General features: G+C 67.0%; 18 protein-coding genes. 12 read left to right on the top strand and 6 right to left on the bottom strand.

The features are described 5' to 3' along the window. The first annotated feature begins 88 nt into the window (after positions 1-88). Positions 89-694 (top strand): hypothetical protein, encoded by a 606-nt coding sequence (locus FHW73_RS04660; RefSeq protein WP_183425556.1) that lies wholly within the window; start codon positions 89-91, stop codon positions 692-694. Positions 695-821: 127 nt separating this feature from the next. Here FHW73_RS04660 and FHW73_RS04655 read toward each other — a convergent pair whose 3' ends face one another. Continuing rightward, a complete protein-coding gene (locus tag FHW73_RS04655; RefSeq protein WP_183425555.1) occupies positions 822-1,811 on the bottom strand; it encodes a LysM peptidoglycan-binding domain-containing protein in 990 nt (329 codons plus the stop codon). A gap of 186 nt (positions 1,812-1,997) precedes the next feature. On the opposite strand from FHW73_RS04655, the gene FHW73_RS04650 reads away from it, so the two are divergent. Continuing rightward, the gene (locus tag FHW73_RS04650) at positions 1,998-3,893 is read left to right on the top strand and encodes an ATP-binding cassette domain-containing protein (protein WP_183425554.1); all 1,896 of its coding nucleotides are present in this window, start codon (positions 1,998-2,000) and stop codon (positions 3,891-3,893) included. A gap of 23 nt (positions 3,894-3,916) precedes the next feature. Beyond that, a complete protein-coding gene (locus tag FHW73_RS04645) occupies positions 3,917-5,266 on the top strand; it encodes an aminodeoxychorismate synthase component I (RefSeq protein ID WP_183425553.1) in 1,350 nt (449 codons plus the stop codon). 532 nt (positions 5,267-5,798) lie between these two features. On the opposite strand, the gene alr is transcribed toward FHW73_RS04645, so the two are convergent. Both alr and FHW73_RS04635 read right to left on the bottom strand, forming a co-directional pair. Further along, a complete protein-coding gene (gene alr / locus FHW73_RS04640) occupies positions 5,799-6,875 on the bottom strand; it encodes an alanine racemase (protein WP_183425552.1) in 1,077 nt (358 codons plus the stop codon). Between the two features lie 25 nt (positions 6,876-6,900). Then, entirely contained in the window at positions 6,901-8,217 is a 1,317-nt protein-coding gene (locus FHW73_RS04635; protein WP_183425551.1) for a D-amino acid dehydrogenase, read from the bottom strand. Positions 8,218-8,370: 153 nt separating this feature from the next. Between FHW73_RS04635 and FHW73_RS04630 the strand changes: the two genes are divergently transcribed. The 5 genes from FHW73_RS04630 (at position 8,371) to FHW73_RS04610 (ending at position 13,479) form a co-directional block, all read left to right on the top strand. Then, positions 8,371-8,862: an AsnC family transcriptional regulator gene (locus FHW73_RS04630; protein WP_183425550.1), complete on the top strand. Its 492-nt coding sequence runs from the start codon at positions 8,371-8,373 to the stop codon at positions 8,860-8,862. A 53-nt stretch (positions 8,863-8,915) separates the two neighbouring features. After that, a complete protein-coding gene (locus FHW73_RS04625) occupies positions 8,916-9,557 on the top strand; it encodes a DTW domain-containing protein (protein ID WP_183425549.1) in 642 nt (213 codons plus the stop codon). 539 nt (positions 9,558-10,096) lie between these two features. Continuing rightward, positions 10,097-10,867, top strand: coding sequence for a 3-oxoacyl-ACP reductase (locus FHW73_RS04620; RefSeq protein WP_255492653.1), 771 nt, complete (start codon positions 10,097-10,099; stop codon positions 10,865-10,867). A 103-nt stretch (positions 10,868-10,970) separates the two neighbouring features. Beyond that, on the top strand, positions 10,971-11,258 hold the full coding sequence (locus FHW73_RS04615; protein WP_183425547.1) for a hypothetical protein: 288 nt from the start codon (positions 10,971-10,973) through the stop codon (positions 11,256-11,258). A 142-nt stretch (positions 11,259-11,400) separates the two neighbouring features. Continuing rightward, a complete protein-coding gene (locus FHW73_RS04610) occupies positions 11,401-13,479 on the top strand; it encodes a C1 family peptidase (RefSeq protein ID WP_183425546.1) in 2,079 nt (692 codons plus the stop codon). Positions 13,480-13,527: 48 nt separating this feature from the next. Here the strand turns inward: FHW73_RS04610 and FHW73_RS04605 are convergent, their stop codons facing one another. Beyond that, the gene (locus FHW73_RS04605; protein ID WP_183425545.1) at positions 13,528-14,679 is read right to left on the bottom strand and encodes a cytochrome P450; all 1,152 of its coding nucleotides are present in this window, start codon (positions 14,677-14,679) and stop codon (positions 13,528-13,530) included. A gap of 584 nt (positions 14,680-15,263) precedes the next feature. Between FHW73_RS04605 and FHW73_RS04600 the strand changes: the two genes are divergently transcribed. Further along, complete coding sequence (locus FHW73_RS04600) at positions 15,264-15,644, top strand: tautomerase family protein (RefSeq protein ID WP_183425544.1); 381 nt, start codon at positions 15,264-15,266, stop codon at positions 15,642-15,644. A gap of 93 nt (positions 15,645-15,737) precedes the next feature. Here the strand turns inward: FHW73_RS04600 and FHW73_RS04595 are convergent, their stop codons facing one another. Next, positions 15,738-15,932, bottom strand: coding sequence for a hypothetical protein (locus FHW73_RS04595; RefSeq protein ID WP_183425543.1), 195 nt, complete (start codon positions 15,930-15,932; stop codon positions 15,738-15,740). Positions 15,933-16,103: 171 nt separating this feature from the next. After that, the gene (locus FHW73_RS04590; RefSeq protein WP_183425542.1) at positions 16,104-16,328 is read right to left on the bottom strand and encodes a hypothetical protein; all 225 of its coding nucleotides are present in this window, start codon (positions 16,326-16,328) and stop codon (positions 16,104-16,106) included. Between the two features lie 403 nt (positions 16,329-16,731). On the opposite strand from FHW73_RS04590, the gene FHW73_RS04585 reads away from it, so the two are divergent. The 3 genes from FHW73_RS04585 to FHW73_RS04575 all read left to right on the top strand — a co-directional run bounded on the left by FHW73_RS04585 (position 16,732) and on the right by FHW73_RS04575 (position 19,686). Beyond that, complete coding sequence (locus tag FHW73_RS04585; RefSeq protein ID WP_183425541.1) at positions 16,732-17,748, top strand: AAA family ATPase; 1,017 nt, start codon at positions 16,732-16,734, stop codon at positions 17,746-17,748. Continuing rightward, positions 17,748-18,626 carry an SIR2 family protein gene (locus FHW73_RS04580; protein ID WP_183425540.1) on the top strand — a complete coding sequence of 293 codons (879 nt, stop codon included), beginning with the start codon at positions 17,748-17,750 and terminating at the stop codon, positions 18,624-18,626. The genes FHW73_RS04585 and FHW73_RS04580 overlap by 1 nt, the downstream gene beginning before the upstream one ends. A 160-nt stretch (positions 18,627-18,786) precedes the next feature. Beyond that, on the top strand, positions 18,787-19,686 hold the full coding sequence (locus FHW73_RS04575) for a restriction endonuclease (protein WP_183425539.1): 900 nt from the start codon (positions 18,787-18,789) through the stop codon (positions 19,684-19,686). Positions 19,687-19,777 lie beyond the last annotated feature (91 nt).

Genomic DNA, 19,777 nt, shown 5'->3' with positions numbered 1-19,777 from the left:
GGGACGTGGCGCCGGTCGTGACCACGGTCGCGGCTTGCCGACACCGGGCATGGCAGGCTGGTGTGGTCTCTGGCTGCCTGGAGGTTCAATGAAAGCGCTCGCTGCCTCGCTCTCGGTGCTGCTACTTGCCGCGTGCACCGACGCAGATCGTGCGCCGACAGCGTCCGACGCTGCGGCCGACCCTGGCGTTGCGCCGGCATCGGACGCCCGCGCCGTCACCGTTGTGCCGCCTGTCACGACCGGCGATCCGGTGCCGGCGCCGGAGAACGCCCCATTCTGTCCGGACGGCGAGACCGTGGTGTTCGGCTGCCGCAACGCGGACGGAGCCAATGCGCTGTGCGGGTCGCCCGACAGCGCGCGCCTGACCTACCGGAGCGGCGCAGCGCTGGGCGCGCCGCCGCCCGTGGTCTATCCGTCCGGCGACACCGCGCCGTCGCAGGCATTTCGTGGCGGCACGTTGACGTACTCGGGCGGTGGCGGCGCCTTCCTGCGTTTCGACCACCAAGGGCAGGTCCACACGCTGTACACCGGCATCGGCCGCGGCTGGGAGAAGGCGGGCGTGGCGATCGCGCCAGTCCCTGGTGGCGACGCGGTCGAGCGCAGTTGCGATGGCGAAGCGCTATCGCAGATCGGGCCTGCGCTGTTCGCGCAGTACGGCATCCCGACCGACCCGGCAGGCTTCGAGATTCCCTGAGTGTGACGCGCGCGGTGTCGGTGTCAGGCGCGCGCTTATACGTCCGGTCGCAGTGCAATTGGACGACCGTGCCGCGACCGGGGGTCCGCAATGCCGCCACCGACCATCGCCGGTGGCGGGGCGTGGCTCAGTTCAGGATCGCGCTGGCGCGCGCGTAATAGGCCTCGCGGTCGGCCAGGCCATTGGTGCCGCCGTTGATCAGCCGAGTGACCTGGGTAAAGTCGCCGGCATCGGCGGCGGCATTGATGTCGCGGCTCTGCCAGTACCAGGCGGCGATGCGTGCCGCGTTCTCGGGCTGCGCGGCGAGCTCGGGATTGTTGACCAGGTCCAGACCCAGCGCGCGCCCGGCCTCGGTGTAGTTGTGGCGGCCGGTCACCTGGATGTAGCCGCGGCCTTTGTAGCGCTCGCCGTCGCCGGGCTGGGTATTGCCCAGGTCCGCGCGGCCTTCGTACGCCGCGCCGCTGGCGATCTCTTCCATGTAGTGGAAGCCGCCGCTCTCGTGCGCCAGCTGCGCGATGAACATCGCCTGGCGCTGCGGGGTGTCGATGTTGGCCTCGGCCATCGCTGCGTTGAGATGCGGCGCGACCGCTTCGGCCTTCGCCGTGCTGAGCGTCGGCACGATCTGCTGCAACTCGGCCGCGGTGACGCCGTCCGCGCCACCGGTCGCCGGCGGTGCGGTCGGATCCGGGCCCTCGACCGGGCCGGCACCGTCGCCGCCGGTCCCGCCGCCGCTACCGCCGGGCAACTGGATCCGGTCGCCGACGACGATCAGGTCGGGGTTGCGGATCTGCGGGTTGGCCTCGAGCAGCGCCTGCACGGTCGTGCCATTGGCCGAGGCGATGCCCGACAGCGAGTCGCCGGGCTGCACGGTGTAGCTGCCACCGGCGCCGCTGGCGGCCTGCGTGGTCCCGCCAGGGACGTTGATGGTATCGCCGGGATAGATGACATCCGGGTTCAGCACCTGCGGGTTCGCCGCCAGCAGCCGGTCGAGCGGCACGCCGAGCTGTGCGGCCAGGCCGGATAGGGTGTCGCCGTGCTGGACGGTCAGCGCGCGCCCGCTGGGCGCATCGGAGGCGGGAAGGGCGGTCTGTGGACCGACGGCGGAAATGGCGTTCATCGACGTCTCCTTCGGGGGCGGATCGCGCTGCGAAGCGGGCGTGCGATCAAGGGGGTGCCTTCTGGATACCCCGGTGCCGGCGCCGGTCCAACTAGGGATCACCCTAAGGGCGCGGCTTCAGGTTCGTCCGATGTCCAGGACTGCGACGACGGTCCGGTGCGCGGCGCGGACCGCTACACTGTGCGGATGCCTTTGATGACCTTGAATGCCGTCGACTACAGCGTCGGCGGCCCTTTGCTGCTGGACGGTGTCGAGCTGGCGATCGAGCGTGGCGAGCGGATCGCGCTGATCGGCCGCAACGGTGCCGGCAAGTCCACCCTGATGCGCCTGATCGACGGCGAGCTCAAGCCCGACGACGGCGAGATCCGCCGCGAGCAGGGCGTGCGCGTGACGCGCCTGGAACAGGAAGTGCCCGCGGGCGCCGACGGCAGCATCTTCGACGTGGTGGCCGGCGGTCTGGGCGAGGCGGGCGCGGCGCTGGCGGAGTACCACCGCCTGCTGCACGCCGAGGACTACGACGCACTCGCCGACGTGCAGGCGCGCATCGAGGCCCTCGACGGCTGGCGCATCGACCAGCGCGTGACCGAGGTCCTCGAACGTCTGCAGCTAGATGGCGATGCGGCCTTCACCCGGCTGTCGGGCGGCATGAAGCGCCGCGTGCTGCTGGCGCGTGCGGTGGTGTCGGCGCCAGACATCCTGCTGCTCGACGAACCGACCAACCATCTCGACATCGCCGCGATCGACTGGCTCGAGGGCTTCCTCAAGCAGTGGTCCGGCGCAATCGTGTTCGTCACCCACGATCGCCGATTCCTGCGTTCGCTGGCGACGCGGATCATCGAGATCGACCGCGGCAAGCTGACCAGCTGGCCCGGCGACTGGGACAACTACGTGCGCCGCCGCGAGGAACGTCTCAACGCCGAGGCGCAGGAGCAGGCGCGTTTCGACAAGCTGCTGGCGCAGGAAGAGGCGTGGATCCGCCAGGGCATCAAGGCCCGCCGCACCCGCGACGAAGGCCGCGTGCGCCGGCTCAAGGCGATGCGCCTGGAACGGGCGCAGCGCCGCGATCTCACCGGCAACGTGCGGATGGCCGCGGCCTCGGCCGGCAATTCCGGCAAGAAGGTCGTCGAGCTCAAGGACATCAGCTTCGGCTTCGGCGATCGCACCCTGATCCGCGATTTCTCCACCACGATCTTCCGCGGCGACCGCATCGGCCTGATCGGCGCCAACGGCACCGGCAAGACCACGCTGCTCAAACTGCTGCTGGGCGAACTGCAGCCGCAGACCGGCGAGGTGCGTGCAGGCACGCAGCTGCAGATCGCGTACTTCGACCAGTACCGCGCGACGCTGCGCGAGGACTGGAGCGCGTTGGAGAACGTAGCCGAGGGCCAGGACTTCGTCGAGATCAACGGCGCCCGCAAGCACGCGATCGGCTATCTGCAGGATTTCCTGTTCACGCCCGAGCGCGCGCGGGCGCCGATCACCCGCCTGTCGGGCGGCGAGCGCAACCGTCTGCTGCTGGCCAAGCTGTTCGCACAGCCGTCCAACCTGCTGGTGATGGACGAACCGACCAACGACCTCGACGTCGAAACGCTGGAGCTGCTCGAAGAACTGCTGGGCGAGTATCCGGGCACGTTGCTGCTGGTCAGCCACGACCGCGAGTTCCTCGACAACGTGGTCACCTCGACGCTGGTGATGGAAGGCGAGGGTCAAGTCGGCGAGTACATCGGCGGGTACGAAGACTGGCTGCGCCAGCGCCCGCAGCCGGGCGAGGCGCTGCCGGCGACCACGCTCGCGCCGAAATCCGCGGCGAGCGCGGTCCAGGCCGCTTCGGCGCCAGCGGTGGCCGAGGCGCCGGTCGCGGCCAAGCGCAAGCGCAGCTACAAGGACCAGCGCGAGCTCGAACAGTTGCCCGGCCGCATCGAGCAGTTGGAGACCGACATCGCGCGCATGACCGAGGAGATGAACACGCCGGCCTTCTATCAGCGCGATCCCTCGGCGATCGCCGCGCACGGCCAGGCGTTGCAGGAGGCGCAGGACGCGCTCGATGCGGCATACCTGCGCTGGACCGAACTCGACGCCTGACCCTCAACCACGACGGCCGCCCCGTGCTGATCACTCGACCGCTGCCCGCCGACACCGATCTGCTCGCGCTGCAGCGCGCCGCGCCCGCGCGCCATCCGCTGCTGCTGCAGTCGGTCGCGCACGGGACCGCACAATCGCGCTGGGACCTGCTGCTGGCGACCGACGGCGCCTCGCTGCGACTGGACGTCGACGGCACCACCCGCGATGCCGACGGCGAAAGTCTCGACGGCGCATTCCTCGATCTGCTCGATGCGCAGTGGCATGCCGCACGCATCGATCGCGATGAGCCCCGCTGGCCGTTCCGCGGTGGCTGGGCGCTGTACATGGGCTATGAACTCGCCGCCCAAGTCGAACCGGTGCTGGACTTACCCGACGCGGTCGGCGATCTGCCGGTCGCAATGGCCTGGCGCTGTCCGGCCGCGGTGCTGCGCGACCACGCCACCGGCGAGGTCGTCGCGGTCGCCGAGCCCGGCCACGCTGCGCTGCTCGATGCCCTGACCGAGGCGGCTTCGGTGGCGGTTGCGCCGCTGCCGGCCTGGCGCGAACCGGTCGCGCTCGACGAGGACGCTCCGGCGCGCTTTACCGACGGTGTGCGCTGCGTGCTCGATTACCTCGCCGCCGGCGATGTGTTCCAGGCCAACCTCTCGCGCGGCTGGCGTGCGCGCTTCGACGGCGCACTCGATCCCGCCGCACTCTACGCCCGCCTGCGCGAGCACAACCCCGCACCGTTCGCCGGCCTGCTGCAGGGCGCGGGCTGGGCGGTCGCCAGCGCCTCGCCCGAGCGTCTGGTCTCGGTGCGCGGCGATCTCGTCGAGACCCGGCCGATCGCCGGTACCCGCGCCCGTTTCGACGGCGACGACGACCTGGCCCGCGTGCAGGAACTGGTGGGCCACCCGAAGGAGCGCGCCGAACACGTGATGCTGGTGGACCTGGAGCGCAACGACCTGGGGCGCGTGTGCGTGGCCGGCAGCGTCGAGGTCGACGAGCTGATGTGCGTGGAGAGCTACGCGCATGTGCACCACATCGTCAGCAACGTCCGCGGCCGGCTGCGCGCGGACGCGACGCCCGGCAGGACGATCGCCGCGGTGTTTCCCGGCGGCACGATCACCGGCTGCCCGAAGGTCCGCTGCATGCAGATCATCGCCGAACTCGAAGGCCAGGGCCGTGGCGCCTACACCGGCGCGATGGGCTGGCTCAACCGCGACGGCGACCTCGACCTCAACATCCTGATCCGCAGCGCCGAGATCGAAGGCGACACCGCACGCTTCCGCACCGGCGCCGGCATCGTCGCCGACTCCGACCCTGTGCGCGAACTCGACGAAACCCGCGCCAAGGCCCGCGGCACCCTCCGTGCGCTGGGGCGCGAAGGCTGAGGCGCGTTTCGCGCAAGCACGGATGCCTCGCGTGATCACCTCCCCCGCCTGCGGGGGAGGTCGGCGCGCAACGCGCGCCGGGTGGGGGCACGGGCTCGTCGCGTAAAGCACCCCCATCCCAACCTTCCCCCGTAAACGGGGGAAGGAGCTAAAAGCCGTCATCGCACGAACACCTCCCCGCCCGCGGGGAGGTCTGCGCACAACGCGCGCCAGGTGGGGGCAAGTGCTCGTCGCGTAGAGCACCCCCATCCCAACTTCCATCCGTGAAGGGTGCAATGCCCCGCGATGCGGGGGAAGGCGAACGGCCGCCGCGCGCGATCACCTCCCCCGCTCGCGGGGGAGGTCGGCGCGCATCGCGCGCCGGGTGGGGGTGCGGGCTCGTCGAGTAAAGCGCCCCCATCCCAACCTTCCACCCGTGAAGGGCGCAATGCCCCGCGATGCGGGGGAAGGCGAATGGCCGCCCAGCACGATCACCTCCCCCGCTCGCGGGGGAGGTCGGCGCGCAACGCGCGCCGGGTGGGGGCAAGTGCCGTCAGTGCTCCGTCACCGACACCAGCGGCACGCGCTTGACGCCGCACAGCAGCCGGTACGCGCTCGTCTGGCTGCGCGCGACGACCTCGCCGGCCGGGACCTGGCGGCCCCACAGTTCGACCCGGCTGCCGACGCCGGCGTCCGGATGCTCGGTCAGATCGATGGTGAGCATGTCCATCGACACCCGACCGATCAGCCGGCCGGGCTGGCCGTCGATCGCGACTGGCGTGCCGGTGGCGGCGAATTGCGGATAGCCGTCCGCGTAGCCCATCGCCACGACGCCCACGCGCGTTGGCCGCGGCGTGACGAAGGTGCCGCCGTAGCCAACGGGTTCGCCGGCCGGCAGGTCGCGCACTGCGATGACCTGCGATTCCAGCGTCATCACCGGCTGCAGCTGGGCCGCGGCCGGATGCCCGGTCGCAAATGGCGACGCGCCATAAAGCATCAGCCCTGCGCGCCCCCAGTCGCCGCGCGCCTGCGGCCAGGCGAGCAGGGCGGGGGAGTTGCACAGGCTGGTCTCGCCGGGCAGGTCGGCGGTCACCGCGGCGAACGTGGCGATCTGCTCGCGTGTGCGGTCATGCGCAGGCTCGTCGGCGCGCGAGAAGTGGGTCATTTTCACCAGACGGCCGACCTGCGGTAGCGCGCGCAGCCGCTGCCAGGTGGCGGCATAGGCATCGGGATCGATCCCGACGCGGTGCATGCCCGAATCGAGCTTGAGCCACACGTCCAGCGGCCGCGACACCGTCGCGCGCGCGAGCGCCTCGACCTGCCAGGGCGCGTGCACGACCATCCACAGATCGTGTTCGGCAACCAATGGCAGCTCGTCGGCGGCGAGCACGCCCTCCAGCAGCAGGATGGGCGCGGTGACGCCGGCCTCGCGCAGCGCCAGCGCTTCTTCCAGGAACGCGACCGCGAACCCGTCGGCTTCGCGCGACAGTGCCTGCGCGCAGCGCACCGCGCCGTGACCGTAGGCGTCGGCCTTGATCACCGCCAGGGCCTTGCCGCCGGCGAGGCGGCGAGCGAGTCGATAGTTGTGGCGCAGGGCGTCGAGGTCGATCAGCGCACGAGCGGGGCGCATTGCGGTGTCCTTGCTGCGGGGGAAATCAGCGCGCCATTGTCGCGCCTGCGACACTGCGCGTGTCCGACCGCGACGCAGTGTCCCGCGCGTGTCCGTAGCGGGAGAGGTCGAGCCCGTCGCCGCGGATCGCGGTCGGCTGCATCGCCATCAGATCGGCCAGATAGCGGCCCGAGCCGCAGGCCATCGTCCACCCCAGCGTGCCGTGGCCGGTGTTGAGGAACAGATTGCGATAGCGGGTGGCGCCGACCACGGGCGTGCCATCGGGCGTGGTCGGCCGCAGGCCGGTCCAGAAATCAGCCGCAGCGAGGTCGCCGCCCTGCGGATACAGGTCGCCGACCACTTTTTCCAGCGTCGCGCGCCGACGCGGATCCAGGCGCATGTCGAACCCGGCGACCTCGGCCATGCCGCCGACGCGGATCCGAGTGTCGAAGCGCGTGATCGCGACCTTGTAGCTCTCGTCGAGCACCGTGGAGACCGGCGCCATCGCCGGGTCGCGGATCGGAATCGTCAGCGAATAGCCCTTGAGCGGATACACCGGCAGGTGCAGGCCCAGCGGCCGCAACAAGGCCGGCGACCAACTGCCCAGCGCCATCACGTAGCGGTCGAAGCGTTCCAGGCGGCCCTCGATGCGCACGCCCTCGATCCGGTCGCCGCTGCCCTCGATGCGCTCGATCGTCTGTCCGAAGCGGAATGTCACGCCCGCGTCCCGGGCCAGTTCGGTCAGCCGCTCGGTGAACAGCCGGCAGTCGCCGGTCTGGTCGTCGGGCAGGCGCAGCGCGCCGGTCAGGCGGTCGGCGACGCCGGCCAGCGCCGGCTCCACGCGCGCGATGCCGGCGCGGTCGAGCAGTTCATAAGGCACGCCGGCTTCGTCGAGCACGGCGGTGTCGCGCCCGGCGTGATCCAACTGCGCCTGGGTGCGGAACACCTGCAGGGTGCCCAACTGGCGCGCCTCGTAGGCGATGCCGGTCTCGGCGCGCAGGGCGTCCAGGCAGTCGCGGCTGTACTCGGCCAGACGCACCATGCGCTCCTTGTTCACCGCATAGCGCGCGGCGGTGCAGTTGCGCAGCATCTGCGCCAGCCACAGGTACTGCTGCGGATCGGAGGTGAGGCGGATCGCCAGCGGCGCGTGGCGTTGCATCAACCAGCGGATCGCCTTGAACGGCACCCCCGGCGCCGCCCACGGCGACGCATAGCCGGGCGAGATCTGGCCGGCGTTGGCATGGCTGGTTTCGCAGGCCGGGCCGTTCGCCCGGTCGACCACCGTCACCTCGAACCCGGCGCGCGCCAGATACCAGGCGCTCGTCACGCCGATCACACCGCTTCCCAGCACCAGCACCCGCATGTGCGCGACTCCGCAAGACATTTCGCCGGCGCAGGGCGCGGCCGGCACGCAATCCGCGCAGTATAGTGGCGGTCCGATAGTCGATTCCGCTGTTTTGAGGCGCGGTTCACGGCGGATTGTCCTGTCGCGCGCCGCTCTTGCCCGGAGTTTTTCATGCCCGTTCCGCGCACCACCCGCAGTCGCCCGCTCGACCGCATCGACGCGCGCATCCTGCGCATCCTGCAGGAGGATGCGCGCATCTCGTTCACTGAACTCGGCGAGCGGGTCGGGCTGTCGACGACGCCGTGCACCGAACGCGTCCGCCGGCTCGAGCGCGAGGGCGTGATCCAGGGCTATCACGCCCGGCTCGACCCCGCGCGGCTGAAGGCTGGACTGCTGGTGTTCGTGCAGATCGGCCTGGCCTACAAGTCCGCTGACATCTTCGAGGAATTCCGCCGCGCAGCCCTGCGCGTGCCCAACGTGCTCGAATGCCATCTGATGTCGGGCGATTTCGACTACCTGATCAAGGCGCGCATCCCGGAGATGGCCGCCTATCGCGAACTGCTCGGCAGCAGCCTGCTGACGCTGCCGCATGTGCGTGAATCGCGCAGCTACATCGTGATGGAGGAAATCAAGGAGACGCTGGCGCTGGCGATTCCGGACTGAGACGTCGGGCGGCGCTTGCGCCCGACGTTTCATCGATGACGCCGCCTCTTGCCATGGCCCGTATCCGTTGCCCTCGCTGTCTGCGCCCGGTCTCGCATTGCCTGTGCGCGTGGATCCCCGATCTGCCCAGTCGCAGTCGGATCCTCGTGCTGCAGCACCCCGACGAGGCGGCGCATCCGCTCAACACCGCACGGCTGGCGGCACTCGGCCTGCGCCGCGCGACGCTGTGGGTGGGCGAGCGATTCGCCGACCTGCCGGCCTGGCTCGAGGCGCCCGGTGTGCGTGCGCTGCTGCTGTTTCCAGGCGAGACGGCCGTCGATCCCGAGGCGTGGACGGCGGCAGGCGAGGGCGCGCCGACCCTGCTCGTGGTGCCGGACGGCACCTGGCGCACGGCGCGTCGCCTACTGCGCCTGAACCCCGAGCTCGCAGCGCTGCCGCGCCTGGCGCTCGCGCCGGACCGGCTCTCGCGCTACCGCGTGCGCCGCGCCCGCGAACCGCACGCACTCGCGACCGTCGAAGCGATCGCCGCCGCACTCGACGTGCTCGAGCCCGGCGGCGGCTTCGAGGCGTTGCTCGCCCCGTTCGACGCGATGGTCGACGGGCAGATCGCGGCGCAGGCAAAGCGGGAGACGGGCGAGGCGGGGGTGTCGGCCGATACCGCGGTTACGGACGAAGCCCGGGCTGCAGACCGATAGGCCATGGATGGCGCATGACGTGGGGCGTTCTGCCCGCACGCGTATTGGTGCGGAGACGCCATCGCGCCAGCCCATGCCCCCACCCGCCACGCTGCGCGTGTCGACCTCCCCCACGCGTGGGGGAGGTGACCATGCGACGCAGCGTTGCTGACGTCTTACCCGCGCGCTGGGGACGAACAATGCGCGACCTGCGGTTTACTTCGTGAAGGGCGCACGTGACGACTCCTTCCCCCGCTTGCGGGGGAAGGTTGGGATGGGGGCGCTTCTCACGCGCGGGTCTGGTCCTTCCGAGAGCTGCGCGCGTTGTGCCTTGCGGCGGACGTGGCCATGCGCCTCGGTGTGGGTTACTTCGTCTTCATCTGCAATGAAGCGGACGCGCTGCTACTCCTTCCCCCGCTTGCGGGGCATTGCGCGCCCTTCAGGGGTGGAAGGTTGGGATGGGGCGCTTCTCGCACATTCCGATCCGCTGCTCGCGCGCGCCTTCAACCCGCGCAGCAATGGCATCCTTGCCGACTGTTCTCGCCTTGATGGATATGCCGATGTCGCTCCCACTCTCCGACCAGATCGTCCTCGTCACCGGCGGCGCCCGTGGCCTGGGGGCCGCGATCGTGCGCGCGTTCCTCGGCCAGGGCGCGCGCGTGGTGGTCAATCATTTCCGCAGTGTCGCGGCCGCGCAGGCGCTGGCGGAGGAATTCGGTCCCGAGCGCGCGCTCGCGTTGCGCGCCGATGTCACCGATCCCGCGCAGGTCGCGGCGTTGTTCGAGCAGGCGCGCGCCCGGTTCGGTGCGCCGGTGACCACTGTGGTCAACAACGCGCTCGTCGATTTCGCGTTCGATGGCGATGCCCGCCCGCAGGGCGAGACGATCGATTGGGCGCGGTTCTCCGCGCAGTTCGAGGGCAGCGTGCGCGGGGCGCTGAATACTCTCCAGTCCGCCGTGCCCGGCATGCGCGAGCGCGGCTTCGGGCGCGTGATCAACATCGGCACCAACCTGTTCCAGAACCCGGTCGTCCCGTACCACGACTACACCGCGGCCAAGGCCGCGCTGCTCTCGCTCACGCGCACGATGGCCGCCGACCTCGGCCCGCACGGCATCACCGTGAACATGCTGTCCGGCGGCCTGCTGCGGACCACCGATGCGAGCGCCGCGACGCCCGAGGCCGTGTTCGACCTGATCGCCGCCAGCACCCCGCTGCGCCGCGTGACCACGCCAGCCGAGTTCGCCGACGCGGTGCTGTTCTTTGCCTCACCATGGGCCCGTGCCGTCACCGGGCAGAACCTCGTTGTCGACGGCGGGCTGGTCAAGGACTGAGCGGTCGCCGAGCGCAGCGGCTCGCACCGCCGCGCTCGGCGACCGCTGTTGTGCCGACACGCGGGTGCGTATGCTCGCTGCCGGTCACGAGCAGGGGACAGGCATGGCGCATCCGCAGGGCGGCTTTCGCATTCGCAACGGCGTCGTGGTCGGCGGCGTCCTGCTGGCGTTCGTGCTGGTCGCCGCCTCGCTGCCATTGATGTTCTTGATGCTGCCGCCCCTGGTGTTTCCGCCGGTGGCGTGCGCGATCAGCGCCGCGCTGTTCGCGCTGTGCTGCGCCGATCGCAGCAAGTCGTGGCAGCTGCGGCTGGCCACGCTGTCGCCGATCCCGTTCGCGGTCGCGGTGTTCGTGCTCTTCCTGGGGCTGATGTCCAAGGAGCACTGGCACTGACGCCGCCGGTCGCGGCTCCTGAGACCGCCCGCGCGCACGCTGCCGCGACGGCGACCTGCAACCGGTGCACACTGCATCCGGGCATCCGCCAAGGCCGGTGGCAGGCATCGGCCGCGTTCGACGCAGGCACGCAGGAGGCAGCATGGCGACCACGACCCCCCGCGCCGGCAAGGCGCCGCGCACGACAGCGGCCACGCCGCGGCTGTTCGACGCCCGGCCCGACACCGCCGACTTCCGCGACCGCATGTTCGAGCCTTCGCTGGTCGACGTGCCCTCGGAGATGCCGCTCGCGCACTTTCTCGCGCTGAAGGTCCCCGTGCTCGACCAGCGCAGCGACGGCGCCTGCACCGCCTACGGCCTGGCGACCGTCGCCCACACACTGCTGCGCCGCCGCCGGCCCGAACCGGTCACCCGGCGCGTGAGTACGCGCATGCTCTATGACATGGCGCGTCGTTACGACGAATGGGAAGGCGAGGACTACACCGGCTCGAGCTGCCGCGGCGCGATGAAGGGCTGGCATCGCCATGGCGTCTGCGCCGAGGAGTGCTGGCCGGCCCGTCCCGGGCCGCTGCACGAGGTCTACACCGAGGAACGTGCCCGGGCCGCGCAGGAACATCCGCTCGGCGCCTACTACCGCGTCAACCACAAGGACCTGGTGGCGATGCACGCCGCCTTTGCCGAGGCCGGCGTGCTCTACGCCTCGGCGGCGGTGCACGACGGCTGGCTGGCGCCACCGGCCACCGGCGTCATTGCCTGGGCCGAGCAGCCGGTGGCCGGCTGGCATGCGTTTGCGATCGTCGGCTACGACCGCGACGGCTTCTGGCTACAGAACTCCTGGGGCACGCGCTGGGGCCGACGCGGTTACGGCTGGGTGAGCTACGACGAATGGTTGCAGCGCGGCACCGATGTCTGGGTCGCGCGGCTGGCCGTGCCGGTGCGCCTGCAGCGCGTCCAGGCCACTGCCACCAGTAATTCGTTTCTGGCCCGTCAGTCCAACAGCTACGCCCAGGCCGACCTGCGCCCGCACATCGTCAGCCTCGGAAACGATGGCCGTCTGCGCACGACCGGCCGCTTCGGCACCAGCCAGGAGGCCGTGCGCCACTTGGTGCGCGACGATCTTCCGCGCATCACTCGCGACTGGCCGAAAAAGCGCATTGCACTCTACGCGCACGGTGGCCTGGTGCCCGAGGAGGCCGCCATCCAGCGCGTCGCCGACCTGCGCGAGCTGATGCTGCCGCAGCAGGTCTACCCGCTGTGCTTCGTCTGGAAGACCGGCTTCTGGAGCACGCTGGGCAACCTGCTGCGCGATGCCGTGCGCCCGCGCACCGAGGGCCTGATGGACCGCGCCAAGGGTCTGCTGCTCGACCGCGTCGACGACACCATCGAACCGCTGGCCCGCGCACTGGGCGGCAAGGCGCTGTGGGACGAGATGAAGGAGAATGCGCTGCTGGCGACCAATGCGGTCGTGCGCAGTGGCGATGCGATCACCGAAGCCGGCGGCGCGGCCCAGGTCGCACGCCTGCTGGGCGAGTGGATGCAGGCCGACCCCGACGTCGAGCTGCATCTGGTCGGCCACAGCGCCGGGGCCGTGCTGCTTGCGCCGCTGGCGCAACTGTTGACCACCGAGGGCCGCGTCGCCGACGGCCCGGCCGAGACGATGCAGGGCATCGGCCAGCGCATCGCCAGCCTCACGCTGTGGGCGCCGGCGATGACCATGGACTTGTTCGAGCAGACCTTCCAGCCGGCACTGCAGAGTGAACGCATCGGCCACGCCGCGCTGTTCACGCTGACCGACCGCGCCGAGCAGGACGACCATTGCGCGCGCGTCTACAACAAGTCCTTGCTGTACCTCGTCGCCCACGCCTTCGAGGTGCGTGCACGCAGCTGGGTACGCAGCGAATATCGCCATGGCACGCCCTTGCTGGGCATGGCCCGCTTCATCGAAGCCCACTCCGGCATCCGCGACCTGCTGGCCACCGATCGCCTGGACTGGATCCAGTCTCCGGCCCGCGAGCCGCCGGCCGCCGTTGCCGATGGCAGCGCGGCGACCCGGCACGGCGATTTCGACAACGACCCCGAAACCCTGCAGGCCACCGTGTGCCGGATCCTCGGCCGCCGCGACGGCCGCGCGCCGGTGCGCATCCACCGCACCGAGTCCGGCCTGGAAGACAGCCGCAATCGCCTATGCGAGGCATTGGACGCCGCGCCGCCGCGGGGCTAAGTGCCGGCGGCGCGTATCACCACGTCGCCCATCGGAGGCGGGCGACGCTCAGGGCGTTTCGAGCCGGCACCGCGGCGGAGAAAACATCGTGTTCGCGCACGGGGACCTGCCGACCTGGACGAGCTGCAAGCTGCCGAGCGTCGCCGCTTGCCGCACGACCGCAGCCAGCCACCGGATCTCGAACTGCGAGCCGATGCAGGCCCCAGGGCCAGCGGAGAAGGGCATGAACGCCGCCGGACGCGGGTCCTCGTGCCAGCGCTGCGGCGCGAAGGCGCACGCGTCCGGCCAGGTATCGCGATGCCGGTGCAGCACGAACACCGGAATCACCAGGTCGTCATCGCGCAGCGCTTTGACCGGCCCGACCTGATGGTCCTTGAGCACGCGCCGGCCATGCGCCGAGGCCGGTGGCCACAGGCGCAGCAATTCCAGCGCGACATGCTCGGGCTTGCAGGTGAACACCTGCGCCCGGCTGTCCGCGGAGGTGTCGACGCCGGCCACGGTGTCCATGTGCAAGACACACGCAAGCCACGCCAGCATCACCGCCGAGGCGCCGACCACCGACAGCACGGCGTGCAGATAGACCTCGCCGCGCGCCGCGCCGGTCAGGACGCCATCGTTGCGCAGCACCGCCGGCAGGTCCGCATCGCAGGTCGTGAGCAAGGCCGCGACCCGCGAGGCCAGCCCCTGCGCGCGTGCGATCTGCGCATCGTCGAGTGGCGCGTTGACGAGCTTGGCGTGGAAGACATCACCGATGTACACCCGGACTGCAGCCGCCAACTCGGGATTGCAGTCGAAGCCCAGCATGTCGGCGACCGAGTCGAGCGCGGCCAGCAGGGCGGCGCGATGCAGATCCCCCGATGCCGCCGCGAGCGCCACGACGGCGATACGCGCTGCCGCATCGACATCGTGCCGGGCGGCAGCGCCGTGCAGCCAGCGGTTGAGTTCGGTGACGGTGGCGGCCGGCACCCGCTGCTTGTCGCCGAACTGCCACACGCTCGGCTCGCGCGCCAGGCAGTTGTCGCTGTCGAGCAAGGCCCGGCGTGCCAGCGTGGCATCGCACACCACCACATCACCGATCCAGGCGCGGTAGACCGGCCGGCGTTCGCACTTGCGCAGCAATGCCTCCATGCGCCGCCAACCGGCATCGTCGGCGACACGGCCGCCCAGGAATCGGCCCACGACGGGGAGCTTGTCGAGCATGGATGTCCTTCTCCATAAAACAAACGCCGCGCAGCATGACGCTGCGCGGCGCAGTGTCGACGCGCGACTCAGCCCAGATAGATGCTCGGCCAGAGGTAGGCGTACTTCCACACAGCCTTCTGGCGGCCAGACCCGGTACGCAGCACCGAACGCACGAAACGCTTCATGATCCTGTCTCCTTGTGTCGTCATGAGATCGAGAACAACGGGGCAAACCGCCGATATGACCGCAAACCGACCCGCGGGACGTACCGACACCCGTTGCGTTCCAACTGTCCTAGCGCGAACCGATGCGTCTGCGCATTCTTCCTGCAAGCGCCGCGATCCGCGCCGGCAGTCTAGGCACAGTTTTTGGTCGCTTGCAATCACCGGGCGCGCTGGACGCTGGGGGCGTCCCGAGAGTGCAGGGCCATGGCCAGACGACGCCCTTCACGGGCATTCGTTGGCCGCCAACGCATGGGATACCCGGGCAGGCGATAGCCCACGCGCCGTGCTCGTGACAGTGCGGTGGCGGGACGCAGGTCATCCGAGTGCTGACAAGCGCATACTCCGGGCCTCTGTCGTCGATGGCTTCTGGAGGCCGCTATGCCGCTTGTTCGTATCGATCTGCGTAAAGGCAAGGACGCCGAGTATCGCGAGCGGGTGGGGCAGGCAGTCCAGGACGCACTGGCAGGCGTGGGCGTACCCAGCGACGACCGCTTCCAGGTCATCCAGGAGCATGACGAGGCGGGGCTGGTGTTCGATCCCGGCTATCTCGGCATCGCGCGGACAGATGACTTCATCGCCATCCAGATCACCTGGAGTGAAGGCCGCAGCCTTGAGCAAAAACGGGCGCTTTATCGCGCGATCGCCGTCGGCTTGCACGCCCAGGTCGGCCTGCGGCCTGAGGATGTGTTCATCAACCTGGTCGAGGTCAAGAAGGAAAACTGGTCGTTCGGGAACGGCGAGGCGCAGTACGCGCCCTGAGGTCGGCTGCGATCGTGCCCACCGCGGCGTGCTTGGCATCGGCTGGTGACGAGTCCGTCGCGAAAAGCACGGTTCTTTGCTGAAAATCGGCGTTCAACGTGTTTCCAGCGAAGCCTGCAGCGCCGTGGCCAGTGCCGCGTCGCCGCTGACCAGCTCGGTCCAGCGCAGTTCGAGGCCCTTGCGCTTGCCCTTGGGCACGAGCTTCAAGCCGTCGGGGTCGATGGTCAGCACATACGGCGCATCGTCGATCTGCACTTCGCGCTTGAGGGGCTTGTCGAGTGGGGTCACCGCGAACTCCGGCAGGGGATATCGACTTTCGACGCTACAGCGCGCAGCATCAAGATGGGCCGGTCCCGCCGATGGCCGGGCACCGCCTGTTCGCCGGCGCATTGAGACGGCTTCTTGCATTAGACTCAACCACCACCACGCCAAGGAAGAACGCGTGCGTCATTCATACGCTCATCGACCAGAGCGGGAATCAATTTCATCGCCGACTCTGGGGCGGACGCCTTTGACTTTGACACGCTCATCGACATTGTCCAAGAGGCCGTCGATAGGTCGTTTGAGTTCCTCAGAGAGCGCGATGGTGTGCTGGGCGCCATGGGCCAGCGCGATAAGATCTAGGCACGTCCATGGTCGCAACGAGAAGCGCGGCTGCGCATTGCTCTTGGTCGGCGTGAACATGTTTCTGCTTAAAGAAGGCGGCGGCGAAGTCGCTACCGAGATCGCTCTGGTCCGATCTGCGGAGGAGAGGAGGGCGCAGCAGATCCCCAACGTCCAGGCGTGGCAGGCCCGCCGCAGCCGTCTAGCGTCCCAGAGCGAGACCGAATTCGTCCACACCACGGACGGCGGAGGCTCAGACGAACGTTTCGTTCACGACGGCTAAGGTCTGTCGTATCTTCAGCGCACCGCCCGCGAGCGCAAGGGCGCGTTCGCAGCGCCGATGGAAGCGGTCAGAGTAAGAGACGTAGCCTGTTAAAGATCAGTCATGCGCTGTATGACGTGGGTGCGGAGTGGTGGCAAAGATATGTAATCTCAGGGATGGGTTGCTGTGCGCGAATATTTATCGACTTTATCTGGTGGACTGATGGAAACTTTCTGCGTATTCAACAATAAAGGCGGAGTCGGAAAAACTACATTGCTCTGCAATCTAGCGGCCTATTTTGCGCTGGGGAAAAACAAAAAGGTTCTCGTTGTTGACGCCGATCCGCAGTGTAACGCTACTGCGTATATGCTCGCCGAAAGTAAGGTCGAGAGAATATATGCATCTGGCAGTGAGGGGAAGACCATTAATAGTCTGATCACCTCGTTGAAGAAAAGTCGTGGCTACGGACCAATCCCAGTGGTCAGAAGTGATGACTTTGGCTTGGATCTCGTGGCGGGAGACCCAAAGTTCGCCTTGGCGGAGGATTTTTTGGCTAAGGACTGGTTTGACGCGACTAATGGCCAGGAGCGGGGCCTAAAAACTACGTACTTTTTGAAAGCTTTAATTGCTTGGGCCGAAGATCAGGCGTACGACTATGTTTTCTTCGATATCGGGCCGTCACTTGGTGCTATAAATCGAACGGTGCTTCTAACTTGTGACTACTTCATACTCCCGATGTCTTCGGATATTTTTAGCTTGCGAGGACTGCAAAATATCCAAGTTGCTATCCAGGGCTGGATGAAAGGGATATCTCGCGGCCTCGAAGTATACGAGGAGGAGAATGGCGAGAAGTTCCAACTCGAGGGGGGCGTAACTATCGATGAGGGCGGGATTAAATTTCTAGGGTATGTTACTCAGCAGTACACTGCGAAGACGGTTGGCGGGAAGAAGCAGCCTGTTAAATCCTACGAAAAAATAATCAAGAGGATTGCTCCTGCGATTAGTAAACACTTGATAATTCCATTGAATAATGGATTAAAGGTGGATTACAAGCTTGGTGAAATTCCTTATTTTCAGAGCTTGGTCCCGATGTCACAAACTTCGACCAAGCCGATATTTGCGCTTAAATCTGCTGACGGAATCGTTGGCGCGCATTTCGATAAGGTCAAAGAGTTCAATAAGGTGATATGTGAGATTGCCGATAATGTTGAAAATAACGTTAAGGTCGTTGACCAGTGATGAGGTGGCCTGATCAGCTGGTCAAGGACATCGCTGCAAGACGAGCAGTCATCTTCCTCGGCGCCGGCGTGTCAATGAACTCGGTCGCGCAAGATGGGAAGACACGGCCGAAGAGTTGGCCTGCATTTCTGTTGGCTGGGGCGAAGAGGCTTGGCTCCAGGCAGAAGAGGATTGTCAAACAGGTCGAAGACCTTATTGTAAAAAATGATCTTCTGACGGCGTGCGAAGTTATTAAGACTCAACTTGGCCGTAATGATTTTGTTGAGTTTATGAAGAGCGAGTTTCAGGATCCGGGGTTTCGGCCCGCCGAAATACACGAGACTTTGTGGGGGCTCGATTTACACGTAGCTGTTACGCCAAATGTAGACCAAATTTACGATACGCTTCTCGCGGACCGTGGAAATGGTACGGTGGTCGTGAAGACCTTTAAAGATAATGATGTGGCCGAGACGATAAGGCGCAGGGAGCGCGTGTTGATCAAGAGTCATGGTTCGATTGGATCGCCGAACGCATTAATATTTACTAGAAGCGAGTATGCAAAAGCAAGGAGTGAGCATCGAGAATTCTACGAACTAATCTATTCGCTCTTGAGTACGCATTCTTTTCTTTTTGTGGGTTGCGGATTGGAAGACCCTGACATCCGATTCCTGCTGGAAGATTATAGATATAGAAATATTTACTCGCATAGTCATTATTTTACAATTCCTGAAGAGAGTTACGTGAAGGAGATTCGCGACGTGCTTGCCGATTCTCTGAATCTATCTTTTGTTACTTACAGTAGTGTGAGTAATCACGTTGCGCTTTCAGCTGGGCTGGTTTCGCTAAAGAATCGCGTAGATCTAATGCGCGTTGAAATGGGGCGTGGCCTGGTGTGGTGAATTTTTGTTGAGGGGCTAGTAAAATAGCACGCGAATGCGATTGGAATTTGAGCTTTGTCAGCGCACTCATGGTCGGATAGTGATGGTGGATAACGCGATCAGGTTTATTGTCTAGGATGAAGCCGCGCGAGCGGTGACGTAAGCCAGTCAGGGGGACGGCATGCGACAGGGATTGAAGCGAGTAGCGCACCGTCGCGACGATGCGCTGACGGGGGTGCGGTGGGACCGGCTGGAGCATCTGCTTGCCGCGTACTACCGCGATGCGGGTTATCAGGTTGCACACGTGGGGACGGGCGCGACGGCTGGCCGGTTCGATGGCGGTGTCGATCTGGAGTTGCGGCGTAATGGGCGACTGCTGCTGGTCCAGGTCAAGCACTGGAACGCCTACAAGGTGCCGCACAACGACGTGCATCAACTGATCGGCGTGATGGTCAACGCCAGGGCCGATGGGGCCATTGTCGTGACCAGCGGTGAGTTCACTCGTGCCGCGATTGAAGCCGCCGCCCGCAACGGGCATGTGCAACTGATCGACGGCGACGAACTCCGTGGCATGCTCGGCCCGCTGCCGGACGTGCCGCCCGCCGCAGCCCATACCGCCGACACGCTGGCCGCCCAGGTGGGGGAGCGCCTGTTGAATGCCGCACTCAGTCGCGCTTTGCCTACTGGACGCAAGGCAGCGAGGTCATATGCCAAAGCCGCTGGGATGGCGCTGCTGCTGAAGTTCGCAGCGCTTTGCTTCCTGTTGCTGGTTGCCTATCAGGTGATCCAAGGCCTAAGCCGAAACCTGAATCTGAGGCTCCAGAGCGTCGATCGGTCTGCTGTCGTTATGCCGCCGCGTTACGAAGCGTCGCCGTCCGTGGCGCCATCTCGTGCTGCGATCGCGGCGCCGCCTGCGGCTCACAATTTCTGTATCGAGCGCGACCGTCGCACAGGCGCGACTGTAGATCGCTGCGTCGAGCACGCCATGCGTCCCAAGCCGACGCTTGCAGAAGTCCGAGAATCGCAGCGAAAAGCGGATGCGGCGATGGAGGTGCTTCGCGCTTCGACACCGGAAATGTAAGGACGTGCTTTCTGCTTCGGTCGGAGTTAGTGGTTACGTCAGTAGCACAAGTTCGGGGAGTCAAACGCCTTCTTCGGCGTTTCGTAATAAC

The organism is Luteimonas sp. RC10 (assembly GCF_014192745.1).
Classification (GTDB): domain Bacteria; phylum Pseudomonadota; class Gammaproteobacteria; order Xanthomonadales; family Xanthomonadaceae; genus Luteimonas.
The sequence above is the reverse complement of the archived record's forward strand: the minus strand, read 5'-3'. Positions and strand labels throughout refer to the sequence as shown.

Excerpts from the sequence above, each read along its gene's own strand:
- FHW73_RS04660 (WP_183425556.1), top strand. The coding sequence starts at position 89 with ATGAAAGCGCTCGCTGCCTCGCTCTCGGTGCTGCTACTTGCCGCGTGC.
- FHW73_RS04655 (WP_183425555.1), bottom strand. The coding sequence starts at position 1,811 with ATGAACGCCATTTCCGCCGTCGGTCCACAGACCGCCCTTCCCGCCTCC.
- FHW73_RS04650 (WP_183425554.1), top strand. The coding sequence starts at position 1,998 with ATGCCTTTGATGACCTTGAATGCCGTCGACTACAGCGTCGGCGGCCCT.
- alr (WP_183425552.1), bottom strand. The coding sequence starts at position 6,875 with ATGCGCCCCGCTCGTGCGCTGATCGACCTCGACGCCCTGCGCCACAAC.
- FHW73_RS04635 (WP_183425551.1), bottom strand. The coding sequence starts at position 8,217 with ATGCGGGTGCTGGTGCTGGGAAGCGGTGTGATCGGCGTGACGAGCGCC.
- FHW73_RS04630 (WP_183425550.1), top strand. The coding sequence starts at position 8,371 with ATGCCCGTTCCGCGCACCACCCGCAGTCGCCCGCTCGACCGCATCGAC.
- FHW73_RS04625 (WP_183425549.1), top strand. The coding sequence starts at position 8,916 with ATGGCCCGTATCCGTTGCCCTCGCTGTCTGCGCCCGGTCTCGCATTGC.
- FHW73_RS04620 (WP_255492653.1), top strand. The coding sequence starts at position 10,097 with ATGTCGCTCCCACTCTCCGACCAGATCGTCCTCGTCACCGGCGGCGCC.
- FHW73_RS04615 (WP_183425547.1), top strand. The coding sequence starts at position 10,971 with ATGGCGCATCCGCAGGGCGGCTTTCGCATTCGCAACGGCGTCGTGGTC.
- FHW73_RS04610 (WP_183425546.1), top strand. The coding sequence starts at position 11,401 with ATGGCGACCACGACCCCCCGCGCCGGCAAGGCGCCGCGCACGACAGCG.
- FHW73_RS04605 (WP_183425545.1), bottom strand. The coding sequence starts at position 14,679 with ATGCTCGACAAGCTCCCCGTCGTGGGCCGATTCCTGGGCGGCCGTGTC.
- FHW73_RS04600 (WP_183425544.1), top strand. The coding sequence starts at position 15,264 with ATGCCGCTTGTTCGTATCGATCTGCGTAAAGGCAAGGACGCCGAGTAT.
- FHW73_RS04590 (WP_183425542.1), bottom strand. The coding sequence starts at position 16,328 with ATGTTCACGCCGACCAAGAGCAATGCGCAGCCGCGCTTCTCGTTGCGA.
- FHW73_RS04585 (WP_183425541.1), top strand. The coding sequence starts at position 16,732 with ATGGAAACTTTCTGCGTATTCAACAATAAAGGCGGAGTCGGAAAAACT.
- FHW73_RS04580 (WP_183425540.1), top strand. The coding sequence starts at position 17,748 with ATGAGGTGGCCTGATCAGCTGGTCAAGGACATCGCTGCAAGACGAGCA.
- FHW73_RS04575 (WP_183425539.1), top strand. The coding sequence starts at position 18,787 with ATGCGACAGGGATTGAAGCGAGTAGCGCACCGTCGCGACGATGCGCTG.